General features: G+C 56.7%; 13 protein-coding genes and 2 pseudogenes. 6 read left to right on the forward strand and 9 right to left on the reverse strand.

What is annotated here, in order from left to right; translation table 11 throughout:
* Positions 1–48: 48 nt before the first annotated feature.
* On the forward strand, positions 49–669 hold the full coding sequence (locus RBH10_RS09555; protein ID WP_045022767.1) for a tyrosine-type recombinase/integrase: 621 nt from the start codon (positions 49–51) through the stop codon (positions 667–669).
* Positions 670–809: 140 nt separating this feature from the next.
* Here RBH10_RS09555 and RBH10_RS09560 read toward each other — a convergent pair whose 3' ends face one another.
* Positions 810–1,703 (reverse strand): DMT family transporter, encoded by an 894-nt coding sequence (locus RBH10_RS09560; RefSeq protein WP_281039688.1) that lies wholly within the window; start codon positions 1,701–1,703, stop codon positions 810–812.
* Positions 1,704–1,861: 158 nt separating this feature from the next.
* Between RBH10_RS09560 and RBH10_RS09565 the strand changes: the two genes are divergently transcribed.
* Positions 1,862–2,335 (forward strand): Lrp/AsnC family transcriptional regulator, encoded by a 474-nt coding sequence (locus tag RBH10_RS09565; RefSeq protein WP_281039689.1) that lies wholly within the window; start codon positions 1,862–1,864, stop codon positions 2,333–2,335.
* 91 nt (positions 2,336–2,426) lie between these two features.
* On the opposite strand, the pseudogene RBH10_RS09570 reads toward RBH10_RS09565, so the two are convergent.
* The 4 genes and pseudogenes from RBH10_RS09570 to RBH10_RS09585 all read right to left on the reverse strand — a co-directional run.
* Positions 2,427–2,612: pseudogene (locus tag RBH10_RS09570) on the reverse strand (hypothetical protein); the annotation flags it as partial.
* A 112-nt stretch (positions 2,613–2,724) separates the two neighbouring features.
* Positions 2,725–3,846: a siderophore-interacting protein gene (locus tag RBH10_RS09575; protein ID WP_281039690.1), complete on the reverse strand. Its 1,122-nt coding sequence runs from the start codon at positions 3,844–3,846 to the stop codon at positions 2,725–2,727.
* An 18-nt stretch (positions 3,847–3,864) separates the two neighbouring features.
* Positions 3,865–4,959 (reverse strand): ABC transporter substrate-binding protein, encoded by a 1,095-nt coding sequence (locus tag RBH10_RS09580; RefSeq protein WP_281039691.1) that lies wholly within the window; start codon positions 4,957–4,959, stop codon positions 3,865–3,867.
* A gap of 34 nt (positions 4,960–4,993) precedes the next feature.
* A complete protein-coding gene (locus tag RBH10_RS09585; protein ID WP_281039692.1) occupies positions 4,994–7,111 on the reverse strand; it encodes a TonB-dependent siderophore receptor in 2,118 nt (705 codons plus the stop codon).
* A gap of 194 nt (positions 7,112–7,305) precedes the next feature.
* Here RBH10_RS09585 and RBH10_RS09590 point away from each other — a divergent pair, with 194 nt between their 5' ends.
* On the forward strand, positions 7,306–7,944 hold the full coding sequence (locus RBH10_RS09590; RefSeq protein ID WP_306180547.1) for a TetR/AcrR family transcriptional regulator: 639 nt from the start codon (positions 7,306–7,308) through the stop codon (positions 7,942–7,944).
* Between the two features lie 57 nt (positions 7,945–8,001).
* Here RBH10_RS09590 and RBH10_RS24875 read toward each other — a convergent pair.
* Together RBH10_RS24875 and RBH10_RS09595 are read right to left on the reverse strand one after the other, a co-directional pair.
* A pseudogene (locus RBH10_RS24875) lies at positions 8,002–8,097 on the reverse strand (ATPase); the annotation flags it as partial.
* On the reverse strand, positions 8,082–8,402 hold the full coding sequence (locus RBH10_RS09595; protein ID WP_281039694.1) for a helix-turn-helix transcriptional regulator: 321 nt from the start codon (positions 8,400–8,402) through the stop codon (positions 8,082–8,084). The pseudogene RBH10_RS24875 and the gene RBH10_RS09595, both read right to left, overlap by 16 nt.
* Positions 8,403–8,451: 49 nt before the next feature.
* On the opposite strand from RBH10_RS09595, the gene RBH10_RS09600 reads away from it, so the two are divergent.
* The 3 genes from RBH10_RS09600 (at position 8,452) to RBH10_RS09610 (ending at position 9,850) form a co-directional block, all read left to right on the forward strand.
* Positions 8,452–8,928: an SRPBCC domain-containing protein gene (locus RBH10_RS09600; RefSeq protein WP_281039695.1), complete on the forward strand. Its 477-nt coding sequence runs from the start codon at positions 8,452–8,454 to the stop codon at positions 8,926–8,928.
* A 27-nt stretch (positions 8,929–8,955) separates the two neighbouring features.
* Complete coding sequence (locus RBH10_RS09605) at positions 8,956–9,318, forward strand: hypothetical protein (protein ID WP_281039696.1); 363 nt, start codon at positions 8,956–8,958, stop codon at positions 9,316–9,318.
* A gap of 289 nt (positions 9,319–9,607) precedes the next feature.
* Positions 9,608–9,850, forward strand: a complete 243-nt coding sequence (locus tag RBH10_RS09610) for a hypothetical protein (RefSeq protein WP_281039697.1) — start codon at positions 9,608–9,610, stop codon at positions 9,848–9,850.
* Positions 9,851–10,008: 158 nt separating this feature from the next.
* On the opposite strand, the gene RBH10_RS09615 is transcribed toward RBH10_RS09610, so the two are convergent.
* Positions 10,009–10,818, reverse strand: coding sequence for a cyclase family protein (locus tag RBH10_RS09615; protein WP_281039698.1), 810 nt, complete (start codon positions 10,816–10,818; stop codon positions 10,009–10,011).
* Between the two features lie 163 nt (positions 10,819–10,981).
* Positions 10,982–12,133, reverse strand: a complete 1,152-nt coding sequence (locus RBH10_RS09620; protein ID WP_281039721.1) for a glucoamylase family protein — start codon at positions 12,131–12,133, stop codon at positions 10,982–10,984.
* Positions 12,134–12,241 lie beyond the last annotated feature (108 nt).

The following is a 12,241-nucleotide window of genomic DNA, read 5'->3' on the forward strand; positions in this document are numbered from 1 at the left end:
TCTGCCTGACGGAGGCGACGCGGTGGGAGGAGTGGCGGAGGCTTTGGCATGGACACCGCCGTACTGCGTAACCGATATCCATGGAACAAGGGAATCCTGGTGGGGCAGAAGCGCCCACTACAGCCGAAGAACGCATGGTCGATCCGTGTTCGACTAGAGATGAGCGGCGCGATCCGGGAACTGGCGCTCTTCAACCTTGCCATCGACAGCAAGCTTCGCGCTTGTGACCTCGTCAAGCTGAAGGTTGAGGACTTATGGTCCGGTAGTTCGATCCGAGATCGAGCCACCATTATCCAAAAGAAGACGAAGCGGCCCGTGCAGTTCGAGGTCACCGAACAGACCAAGATCGCGCTCGTGGCGTGGCTCCCTTTCGTTCGGAGGAATGGCGGCAGCTATCTATTTCCAAGCCGTAGGAAGATGTCGCATCATTTGTCCACGAGGCAATATGCTCGGATTGTCCACCGCTGGGTCGCATCCGTCGGGCTTGACGCTAATGCCTATGGCACCCACTCCATGAGGCGAACCAAGGCAGCGCAGATTTACAAGAAGACGGGCAACCTTCGAGCCGTCCAGATTTTGCTCGGCCATACCAAGCTTGAAAGCACCGTCCGTTACCTTGGCGTCGAAGTCGACGACGCCCTTAGAATTGCGGAGCAGATTGAGCTATAGCTATCGGCTCGTGACCATCGGCACTAGCCGATGGTCTCTCTCGCGCCAATTGCAGTCATATGACTACGGCGGGACTTGATATACGCTACGCCGCAAAATCAAAAAATCGTCTGGGTCGTTATCGGGCGTTTAGCGGCATGTCACGACCTTTGCAGTGCGGGAAGAATCATGCCTGCCGTCATGATAGCGATGGCCAGAAATTGGGCTGATGCCGGAACTTCCCCCAGTACCATCATACCCGTCACGGCCGTAGCGATTGGTACGCAGGGCATAAACAGGGAGGCAATCTGCGGTCCCAAATGGCTGACCGCATAGGTGTACAGGAACATGGCTGCCGCACCGGCGAGGAAGCCCTGTATCACGATCTGCGCGCCGATTTCTGAGGCTGACGCCGCGCTCAATCCGCTCCGCGCGTAGATAGCCAAGAGCGGAACCAGCAGGCAAGAAAGCAGGACGATTGCGGCAGTGGCCGTGACGGGGTCGACAGCCCACCGCCGCACGAGGACAGCATAGGCGGAAAACATGACGCCCGATCCGGCAAACAGCAAGTCACCGAATAGGGTTTCGACTGTTCCTGTCTCCTGGTGAAAGACGAAGATCAATAACCCCACCATGATCGTCGCGATCCCGACCAGCCGCAAATTTGAAACCCGATCTTTGAAAACGATGCGGGACAGCGCAAACGAGAAGAATACGATCGAGGCTGGGCAGATGGCGGCAGCATGGGCAGCGGGGGCGTAACTCAAACCCCAGTTGATCAAAAGTGGATAAGGCAACCCTACGAGCAAAGTCAGGATCGCCGCCCGCCGCAAGCCAAGAATTTTCAACTTTGCAAGGCCGGTCATCCAAATGATCGGGAGAAAGGCTACGCTAGCACCTGCGTAGCGCAGGATCGCTATGTCGGCGGCTGTCAAATGCTCCCGCAAACTGAACCGGGCTGCGACGAATTGTATGGCAGTGATGATCACCATCATCGCCCCTGCAACGAGGGCAAGCTTCATGCTGCGGCTTTCCAACTTGGAAATCGTCGGCATTAAATCCTCCATCTGTCCATTCGTTTGGGCGTGAGGAGGATGCTAGCGCTTAACTCCGTGCCTCTGATGATGCACAGAATATTGCGAGGTATGGCGCGATTAAATATGCTAATTTACGTTCATATGAGTGATAATCAAACAATTATGGAGTTGAAAGCGTGAATGATGAAGTGTCAAATCTTGATAAGGTTGACCGCAGTCTTCTTCGGTTGCTTCAGGAGGATGGCCGCCGAACGACCCTTGATCTTGCGCAGCAGGTTGGACTATCCCCCACTGGCACCAGTCAGCGCGTCAAACGTCTTTTCCGGGAAGGCTTCATAACGGCAGTAAGGGCTGTTCTCAATCCGCAAAAGATCGGTCGCGGAACTCTGGTTTTTATTCAAGTTCGACTTGATCAGACAGCCCCTCACGTTTTCGACCGTTTTGCCGAGGCGGTAGCGAAGGCCCCCGAGGTTTTGGAGTGCCATATGGTTGTGGGCGGCTTCGACTATTTAGTGAAGGCGAGGATAGGCGACATGTCTCTGTTTCAGGATTTCCTTCAAAGGGTGATTCTCCCGCTGCCCGGCGTGAGAGAGACACATACCTATGCTTCCGTTGCTGATGTTAAGCCAGATACTATGCTGCCCGTTTGATCCTGCGCTTTCGCAGGCGTCTGCGTTCCAACGACAGGTCTTCGGAGCTCGCAATGTCCGCAATGGGCCAAAAGCGGCCTGTTTGGAGAAACTACTCCAAGTGCATCATGCCCATGTTAGAGGGTGGGGGATCAGCGCCTTGCTTGCAGATGGGCCATGAACACCTCGGTGTTTTGTAGACCAGACATTTTCTCGGCGTGTCGTTCAGATGATGCGCTAACTGGATCAGGACCGATTGCGGCACTTCGGCAAGGTCGGTGTCGCCTGGCATGAAACGAATCCAGGCGTATAGGCATTGGTTGGTCCAATCGTATCAACACCTCAGATCGCTTGGTCATGTATCTTCCGCGATCCGTCAAACTGCGCGCGCTCGAACGCTGTACTTTCCATCACTGAGGCAAATAAGCATCGGCGCCTCTGGCGATGATGTCTTCCTCGCTGAGTGACCTGTGCCAGTGCGAGTAGAGCACGAAGCGGTCGCGGGGTAGCTGGATTTCCTTCTTTAAGTGGCGGTGAATTGCGCTGAACGCCTTGTGTTCGCATCCACCCCAGAAGAAGGCGTTCGTCATGTTTTCCGGCCAATGAACAGTGTGCAATGCGTCCTGAAGCAAAGTTGTCGTGCCTGCGGCCTTGCCGTTGCGATGCAACCACGTGATCACGATGCCGGGTGGAAAGGAAAGTGGCAGTTCGCCGACTGACGTGTCGATTTCTATGAAGGCATGGCCGGTCGCTGTCGTGGGCAGGTGTTGGAGAATCCTTGCAACGCCCGGCAATGCGGTCTCGTCGCCCGCTAGAACGTAGAACTCCGCATCTTTGATGCCATTGGCGGCAGGGCCGAGAATGCCCGCGATGTCCCCCGGCTTTGCGTCCATTGCCCATTGCGTGGCGGGGCCGGGGTTGGCATGCAGGGCGAAATCGATGGTGATCTCCTGCCTCGCCGTGTCGATGAAACGGATCGTGTAGACTCGCGTCGCAACCGCGGCATCGTCCGGCCAGACGACATGGCCGCGGTGGTCGAGCATCGGCCAGCGTGGTTCGGCGATGTTGCGTGGCTGGAAAATGAGACGACAGTGAAGCTGGTCTTTCCGGTCGTAACGTTCGAGGTTCTCCCCCTTGAAGACGATCCTGCGAAAGCGGGGCGACAGGTACTCGATGGTCTGCACCCGCAGAATGCGCAGATCGTCGGGCAGGGCCGGTTCCGCATGGTCGCCTTCCCATTGAATATCGAGATTTTCGCGGGCAGCGATGAAACCGATCGGCCCGACAAGAGCATGTTTCAGCCGGTTCAGCCCACCGGGATCGGACGCTTCCGCCGTCAGTCGGAAACCGCTTGGGGTCGGTTCGAACGTAGCGTCACCGAAGGGGGAGCGAATGTGATGAACGCCTTCGACCTCCTCGACTGCCATATCGTGAGTGGCAATCGCATCGACAATCGGCTCGATATAATCGCTGATATTTTCAAAGCGCACGGCGGCGTTGGCGCGGTATCGCTTGTTGTTTGTTACTGGCATCGGACGTGGTTCCCTGTCTCAGATCGACGCCCACAGCGGTCCCTCCAGGGGAAACGCCGCGAAGTCGCGATTGATCGTGTCGAGAATGATGGTCGGATCGAGATCGGCGCATTGTTCCGGGTGCAGCCATTTGGCAGTCTGGGCGACGAACAGGATGTTGAGTGGCAGATTGGTGATCAACCCGGTCCAGATCCCATAAACGCGCTTCGCACGAACACTCGGCAGGTGTTCAAAACTCGGCCGGCCTTCGATCAGGCGCTGTAATCCCTGCCGGCCAAGTTCGGGGTCGATTCCTGGCCCGATGGGCGGGCGGCCACCCGAAGTCCAGCCTCCGCCGGAGGCGATATAGACATCCTGTGGTGTCGCAAGAAGATATTCGAGGGAGAGCTTCTCGAACCACGGTGCGGTCACACCGGGAAGGGGCTGGCCGCCGGCAAGCGCCAGTAATTCGCCCCATACCTTTCGACCCGCCGCCCAGCAGCAGTCGTCGAGCGTGGACTGGACCTCCAGATAGGTCGTCACCGGCTTTTGACCTGAAACGCGTGTAGCAATTCCGGCCAGTTCCCGCTCGAAGAAGGAGATGAAGGTTTCTGCCTTTTCCGCTGCGCCGAGAAGCCCTCCCCACATGCGAAGAGAGGCTTTCATTGCATCCACCTGACCAACCAGCGGCTCGCCGTCCGTTGCGTTGGAGGAGGCATCGCTGAACACCACGGGGATACCGAACTCCGTCAGCTTTTGCAGCAGGCCATCGTCCTTGCCTTGGGGCGTCATGAAGGCCGTCGTGACGATCAGGTCCGGGGAGAGGCCGATCAATCCCTCCAACGAGAGCGTATCCGGGCTAAGCCTGCCGACCATGCTGATCGCATGACCGTTCAGCAAGCGCGTTTGCAGCACCTCGCTGTCGAGGCGGTCGATTGCAGCCCAGCCCACGACCAGCGAAGCCGGGTCGGGATGCAGGAGCGACATCGTCAGCAGGTCATGCGCCTCCAGCAGAACGATCCTTTTCGGCAGGGCGGGGAGGAGAACCTCCCGCCCTGCCATATCCGTCACGGAAATTGGTTGTGCCTGGGCCGGGCGGATGCCAGAGACGAGCCCTGCCGCTGCGACGGACATGCAAAAGTGTCGTCGTGTGAAGGTCACAGCCACGTCACCACTTGTATCTGAGGCCGGCCAGCACCGTGCGACCGTTTCCGTACTGGCAATAATATGTGGAACTGCAGGATGAGTAATATTCCTTGTCCAGGAGGTTGGTCACGTTCAATGTCGCCTGCAGGCCCTTGAGGTTCGGATTCTTTGCGCCGAAATCATAACCGAGTGCCGCATCGAGCAGCGTGTAGCCATCGGCCTTCACCGTATTGGTGTCGTTACTGTAGCTTGATCCGACGAAACGTATCCCACCGCCGATGCTCAATCCTTCCAGCGCGCCGGAATCGACGGTGTAGTTCGCCCAGAGAGAACCATAGTAGCGCGGCACGGCCTGCGGGCGATTGCCGATGACCGACGTGATGCCGGATTCGGAGACTTCCGTATCGAGCAGGGAAATCGCGGCGATGAGCTCCAGATTGCGCGTCAGGTTCCCGCGTGCCTCGAATTCCAGCCCGCGCGAGTGGATCTCCCCCTGCTGTTCGTTGAAGCCTGATGAGGCGTTGTAATAAACGACATTTTGCTGGCGGATATCGAAGGCGGAGAGCGTGAAGACGGCATCCAGCCCCGAAGGCTGATACTTGATGCCCACCTCATATTGCTGTGCTTCCGTCGGCTTGAACGGGCTGCCGGTGGCGTCCACGCTGGTGGAGGGTTCGAATGACGTGGAATAACTGACGTAAGGAGCCATGCCGTTATCGAACAGATACAGAAGGCCGGCGCGGTAGCTCGTTGCGCTATCTGAGCGTTCAGTCGAAGTTCCGGCAAGAAGGTTATCGGTATCCTGATTGGCCCAGTCCTGGCGCACGCCGAACACGCCGCGCAGACCGCCGATCTCGATCTGATCCTGTAGATAGATGCCCGTCTGGCGAAGGGACTGGTCGTTGTTAATCGCGGTCATGAACGGACCGGCGGTGCCACCATAGACGGGGTTGGTGACATTGAGCGACGTTGCTCCGCCCAGCAGATATTCCCAACTGCTGCTGGAGTGCTGAATGTCGAGACCCGCAAGAAGCGTATGGCGCACGGCGCCGGTGTCGAACTTGAACTCCGCCTGGTTATCGAACGAAAAGCCTCTTGCATCCTCGATAGAATGCACCGCCCAACGCGGTATGAGGCCGGCCGCAGACATGGGACCGTTCATCTGGAGTGACTGCATGTCGGTGTCCACGCCGGAATATCGGAAGTTGGAACGTACCGTCACCTGCTCATCGAAGCTGTGCTCAAACTTGTAACCGATGCCATACTGGGTGCGTTCGAAGGCGTCGTAATTTGGATCGCCTACATTGAGATTACGACTGAGGAAACCGGCGTAGCCTGCTGGCGCCAGAAACTTCGGATAAAGCGAGTTGAAATAACCGCCTTCCGGGTCGCGCTGGTAGTAACCGGAAATGACAAGTGAGGTATCCTCGTCCGGCTGCCACTTCAGCGACGGCGCAATACCCAGACGCTTTTCATCGACGTCGTCATAGCGTGTGCCGGAGGAGCGGCCGACGACGCCTATGCCATATTGCAAGGTTCCGTCGGACGTGATCGGGCCGGTCGAATAAAGACCGCTCTGGACCCTGCCATCGGTTCCGACCTCAAGCCTGACCTCGTTCGACTGCACATTCGATGGCTCCCGACTGACCTGATTGACGAGACCACCCGGGCTGACTTGACCATAAAGAAGGGCTGCCGGTCCCTTCAGCACATCGACATGGTCAAGAAGGAACGGATCGATGGAAGGTGTCGCAAAGGCCTGACCGCGCTGAAGCTTGAGGCCATCAAGATAGTTGACGTAACTGGTCGCTGTGCCAAATGCGCCGAAGCCGCGTAGAAACACGGAATCGTAGCGCGAATTCGAATCCCGGTCCGACAGCACGCCGGCCGTATAGCGCAGAGCCTCGCTTATCGTTTGCGGATTCTGGTCATCGATCTGCTTGCGCGTTACCGTTGTGACAGACTGCGGCGTCTCCATCACGGGCGTGGCGGTCTTTGTTGCCGATCGCGTCGACTTGGCCGCGATCCGTGCGGATGTTCCAGTTGTCTCGGCATTGCCCTTGACGACGATGGTTTCCAATCGCGTGCTCTGTTCCTGGGCAGCGGCATGGTTGGCGGCCACCAGAAATGTCGTCGTCATCAGAATGTTTTTTAAGGAAAGACCGTGCTTCACGAATTGCCCCCGTGGTCGAAGCTTCAGAAATCTGTTAGAGCGAATAAATCAAACGGGACCGTCCTGTCCAGTTAATATGAAGAAACAGGTCAACTTTTATGTTGGCAATCCCGGCCGTGGCCTTCAGACAGGCCGGGGACGGCAAGTGCGGAGGAAATCTGGTGTCGGAAAAAACGAACATGACGGCGAGGGTGGGGCGCCCATCAAAGCGGGAGCAGAACGCAGCAGCCGAAAGAATCATCGATGCGGCAACGGCACTCTTCGCGACACGAGGCTTTGCCGGCACATCCATGGAGCAGGTCGCTTCGCAGTGCGGGGCAGGCAAGGATACGGTCTATCGCCGCTTCCCCTCGAAAGTAGCCCTGTTCGAGGCCGTGGTAGAGCAGGCGCATGGCCGGGCCATGGCACGACTGAAAGACTTGCCGGTGGTGGAGGGCGACGCGCTGGAGCGGTTGCGGGCGCTGATGCGCGAACTGTTGCATATCAATATGGAGCCGGACCTGATTGCGCTTAAGCGCATCACCTTCAGTGAAGCCGTCGTGTTCGAGAAGAATGGCCCGATCCCACCGCAGCCAGACCCGATCATGGGTCGTCTCATTGATGCCGTTGGTGCTGCCCAGGGGGAGGGCGTGATCGTGGAAGGTGATGCCATCTTGATCGCAAACCATCTCATCCACTGTATGGTCGCGCTGCCCACCTCATCTGCAATGATGGGTAGTGCCGAATTCGACAGCAGGCAGTCTGTCGATGTGTATTTCGACAGGACGTGGAACTGGCTCTTGAACGGCATGTCCAGATAGTGCGGGTGATGTCGTTCTTCGGCTTTAGCTTTTAGAACGGTTTTTGAAGCGCCAGGATTAGCTTCCGGTCTCGACGATCTCGCAATGGTGGGGCAGGCGGTCCAGTAGCGCCGTCTTCATCGGGTTACATCCAGCTTTCACCCAAGGTCGCTCTTCATCTGTTCAAGCACATTCAGTGCGTGGCCTGCATATTGGCTGATCCACCGGTCCGAAATGGCCTTGATGGGTAAGGCATTGAGATAGTTCCATCGCTCACGTCCTACACGCTTAACGATCACCAGATCAGCATCTTCCAATACCTTCAAGTGCTGCATCACCGTACACCGGTCGATGGTAGGATGCGCTTCGCAAAGACTGCCCGTCGTTTTCGGTTCGTCCTTGATTTGATCCAGCATCGCACGCCGCAGCGGATGAGCCAGTGCCTTGAAAACGAGATCGCTATTCACTTCGCTTGACATGTTATGTTTTTATAACATATGTTCGAAACAATCAAGTCTGGAGGCTCCGATGGCGTACGAATTCCGGGTCAATGCCCGCATCAACAAGCCGACTCCCGAGGTCTTCGACGCGGTTGTAAATCCCAAAAAACTCTCTGGTTACTTTGTAACAACCGGTGGCGGGGCGAGTGCGCCGCTCACCGCGGGAACTACGGTAATCTGGTGGGGCAATGTCTCTGTGGAAGTCGAAACCGTCGAGCGGGATCGACGCATTGTTTTTCGCTGGGGTCCGGATTCCGGCGAGGTTGCGCATAAAACCACGGTTGAGATGCGCTTCGAGCCTTTGGACGATGGGGGGACGATGGTGACAATCGCTGAAGGTGTCTGGCCTGCGAACGATGCTGGACGGAGAAACAGCTATATCAACTGCGAAGGCTGGACCCAGATGCTTTGCTGCCTGAAGGCATTCCTAGAGTACGGGATCAATCTGCGTGACGGGTATTACCCGAGCGAAATGAAAGGTCATCCCGCACGACCGTACGAGTAGCAATTGCAAAGTAAAAGGAGAGGGATAATGACTGCAATGCTCTATGGAGGCATCGACATCGCAATAAAGGTGCCGCCGCATCAATACGAAGCCACGGTAGCTTTTTATCGAGATATAGTCCGGCTTGTTCCCATCACAGATAAGGCGCCGGATGTCGGTTTTGAACTCGGTCCGAACAAGCTCTGGATCGCCGAGGAGCCTCACATGAGTCAGGCCGAAATCTGGCTGGAGCTCTTTACTGACAATTTCAATGCAACGGCCGACTATCTCGCGCAGTCAGGCGTGACCCGTTGCGATCAAATCGAACCACTTCCTGAAGGCTTCAAAGGTGGATGGATTACCAACCCGGCAAATATTGTTCATATGGTCCGAGAACCCGATGCCTGGTAGGTGATGCGGGTCACCCCGCGGCTCTTACTGCGCCACGGGTAGGGAATGATACGGCCCTGCGCAATTCCAAAGACGCTCATCTGCCATCGGATCGTGAGTTCTGGAAAGAACCTTGATCAGGTCTTCGCCGTTTCTTGACAATAGGGTTTCAAGGTCCCGCCGTTCACGAGCACTTCCGGCCGGCCTTCGTTATTGGAGAGTTGCCTTCGTCAGCCGTCAAAAGGGGTGTTTCCGCCACGCGATTTCGAAATGTCTCCGTCAAATAGAGGCATTCCAGAAAGATAGACCCATGAGCATCATAATTATCGAAAAATATGTCGATGGAAACCGCGTGGAAGTGCTGCAATTCCCCGCCGCGCCATTGCGATTTCTGGCCAGACTCCTGCCTGTCAAAATAAGAAGTGGATTGCTGCGCCGTGGACTCGATATCGATACACTGCTGAACGGCTCCACTCCTTCTTTTACCCCTCAGTGGATGGAGATCGAAGAAAAGAAGGTAGCAAAGCGCATCCGAATTTCCCGCAGGGATTAGGTTCTTCAACAACACCCGCTGCGCCTCGCGCTGGTCAATGGTCAGGGCAGCGGGAAGTTGGCGGTGTCAACGGTTCCGATGCCGGCGCCGCGTCCCTGAACTGAAGCGTAGTATCAAGGCGGCGGACGGTGGTCATCATCGTGACGGAGCCCGTTGCGTTAAACGAGTGCCAGAACACGAGCCGGGCCACCCGTCCCGCCTCGGTGGGCTGGTGCGCCGACGACGATTGTCGCTCCCTTGAGCGGCAAGGCTTCAAGGTTGTTCAGACCTTCAATGCCGTAGCGGCCTGCCGGGAGCCACGAATTATGCACTGCAAAATCGGCAGAGTTGCCCGGATCCAGTGAGAGTGTGTCGACGCCGATTGCGACGGTGTCGAGCTCGAGCAGTAAATCCGTTGCCGACTTACTGAAACCGGGAAAGGCGAATTTTCCAGCGTCGTCGTTACGGAATGCGGGGCTTTTTACCTTTGTCGCCCAGCCAGAACGCAAAGCCACGACAGCACCTGCGGGAATCTCGCCATTTGTGCTGATCCACCGTTCTATATCCGCCGCCGCGACGGTTGAATTGGCATCCTCTTTGGCACGATCCGTGATGTCAATGATGACCAGCGGCGCGACCAGCTTTTGTGGCTCCAGCTGATCAACGCTGGCGCCATCGGCGCTGAAGTGGAAAGGCGCGTCGATATGGGTTCCAGTGTGCTCAAAAACCGTCAATTTATGGAGTTGATATCCGTCCCTGGCGATATCGGCCGCCCATTCAAACTCTATGCCGGGCTTGCCATCAAATGTTGGAAACGATGAATCGTACACATGAGTGAGATCGACAACTTTGCTGGCTGTTTGAGCAAGCACCGGTGTCGCCAGGCTTCCCGCGCCTACGGCCACTCCCGCCAAGGCTGCACCTTTGAATAGCATACGACGCGACAGCATGTTCTTCTTCACGCCCTCTATCACGCAATGATTGCACATCCGATCTTCCCTCCGTTACAAAACCTCTGTTCATGACGGTATCTCAAAACCGTGATGAAGCAAGATTGGACGGTTTTAAGGTCGCATGCGCGATTGAAGAAGAAATTCGGAGCTCAGCTTCATATGCCCTCCGTCCGCGATGATCCTTCGTCGCCATCGGTCTCTAAAATGCTTCCCGCAGACCGGTTCTTTCTCTGGTTTTTTCCTGACGGAAACCCAGACGAGCCAAGCCGTTTTTCACGTCCGTCGCATTCATGAACAAATCCCAGATCAAACCACTGCGATAGTTTTCCATCATTGCAACGACAGGCCCCTGATTGATCGCAAGATGTGTTCCGGACACCCAGCCGGTTGAAGGCTGGAAGGAGTCCATCAGCCCAAAGCGGCCGACGAGTGCGCCGTCACGCCATCTGAGGAAGCGCAAAGCTGCCTGACCCGACCGCAATGGCAGGAAAGGAATACTTGAGAGAGCCGCCGTCGTGGCGATGATGCCATGATCTTCAGTTGGAGAATTCACGACATAGCCCTTCGGTCCATCGCAGGCGGACAGACCCCATGCGTCTTCGACGCTGTAACGCGTACGGCAGTAGCGGTAATTGATCAGGCAATGTGCGTGAACCTGCTCGAGATAGTCGCTACAATAGGCATCACCCAAGCCGTGCGGATCGAGCGTGCAGAACGAATAGTGCGACAGGAAAAGCGGTCCCCCATAGGCCTCGCCAAGGGGTAGCCGGACACCAAGATATTTCGTTCCATTTCTGATCCCGCCATGGCGTGCCCACCCGGAATGATAACATTCCGGACTTATGGGATGCGCATTTGAACCTGCCGCGAGTACATAACAGACCAAGGCCTCGTTCCAGCCCACGATCGGCAGGTTTTTTGCCCAGGCGTAACGTGGACTCCAGTGCCAGAAAAGCGGCCCGGGCGCTTCACGCGTAAACCAGTTCCACTCCACCGCCTCGACAATTTCAGCGATGGAGCGGCGCAAGTCGATTTCGGCAGTGGCCTGCCCGCCAAAGAATTCCCGGACGCATATCAGCGCCTGAACCAGAAGCGCGGTTTCGACCAGATCACCGCCATCATCGAATTTCGCAAAGGGAATTGTCTTTCCGCTGGACGCGTCAACGAAGTGGGGAAAAGCGCCGTGGAAACGTTTCACCGCAGCGAGCGACAGCAGCATGCGGTTCGCACGCGCGACTGCCTCCTGTCGCGTTATCCATGAGCGATGAACGCCGACGATGAGCGCCAGGAACCCAAACCCTACTCCCGAGATTGACGTAACCTCATGGATCGGCAGGCCGTCGGACCGCATGCGGTCCCGGGGTAACCCGCTCTCAGGATGGCTGCCGGACCAGAAATAGTCGAAGGTGCTGTGATGCAAGCCATCAAGTTGAGCAGATAATTCGTCTGTCACTTCCAA

Source organism: Rhizobium sp. AN73 (genome assembly GCF_030757975.1).
GTDB classification, from domain to species: domain Bacteria; phylum Pseudomonadota; class Alphaproteobacteria; order Rhizobiales; family Rhizobiaceae; genus Agrobacterium; species Agrobacterium arsenijevicii.

Coding starts and splice junctions, on each gene's coding strand:
- RBH10_RS09585 (WP_281039692.1), bottom strand. CDS start 7,111: ATGACGACGACATTTCTGGTGGCCGCCAACCATGCCGCTGCCCAGGAA.
- RBH10_RS09580 (WP_281039691.1), bottom strand. CDS start 4,959: ATGTCCGTCGCAGCGGCAGGGCTCGTCTCTGGCATCCGCCCGGCCCAG.
- RBH10_RS09595 (WP_281039694.1), bottom strand. CDS start 8,402: ATGTCAAGCGAAGTGAATAGCGATCTCGTTTTCAAGGCACTGGCTCAT.
- RBH10_RS09620 (WP_281039721.1), bottom strand. CDS start 12,133: ATGCGGTCCGACGGCCTGCCGATCCATGAGGTTACGTCAATCTCGGGA.
- RBH10_RS09555 (WP_045022767.1), top strand. CDS start 49: ATGGACACCGCCGTACTGCGTAACCGATATCCATGGAACAAGGGAATC.
- RBH10_RS09610 (WP_281039697.1), top strand. CDS start 9,608: ATGAGCATCATAATTATCGAAAAATATGTCGATGGAAACCGCGTGGAA.
- RBH10_RS09560 (WP_281039688.1), bottom strand. CDS start 1,703: ATGCCGACGATTTCCAAGTTGGAAAGCCGCAGCATGAAGCTTGCCCTC.
- RBH10_RS09575 (WP_281039690.1), bottom strand. CDS start 3,846: ATGCCAGTAACAAACAACAAGCGATACCGCGCCAACGCCGCCGTGCGC.
- RBH10_RS09600 (WP_281039695.1), top strand. CDS start 8,452: ATGGCGTACGAATTCCGGGTCAATGCCCGCATCAACAAGCCGACTCCC.
- RBH10_RS09605 (WP_281039696.1), top strand. CDS start 8,956: ATGACTGCAATGCTCTATGGAGGCATCGACATCGCAATAAAGGTGCCG.
- RBH10_RS09615 (WP_281039698.1), bottom strand. CDS start 10,818: ATGTGCAATCATTGCGTGATAGAGGGCGTGAAGAAGAACATGCTGTCG.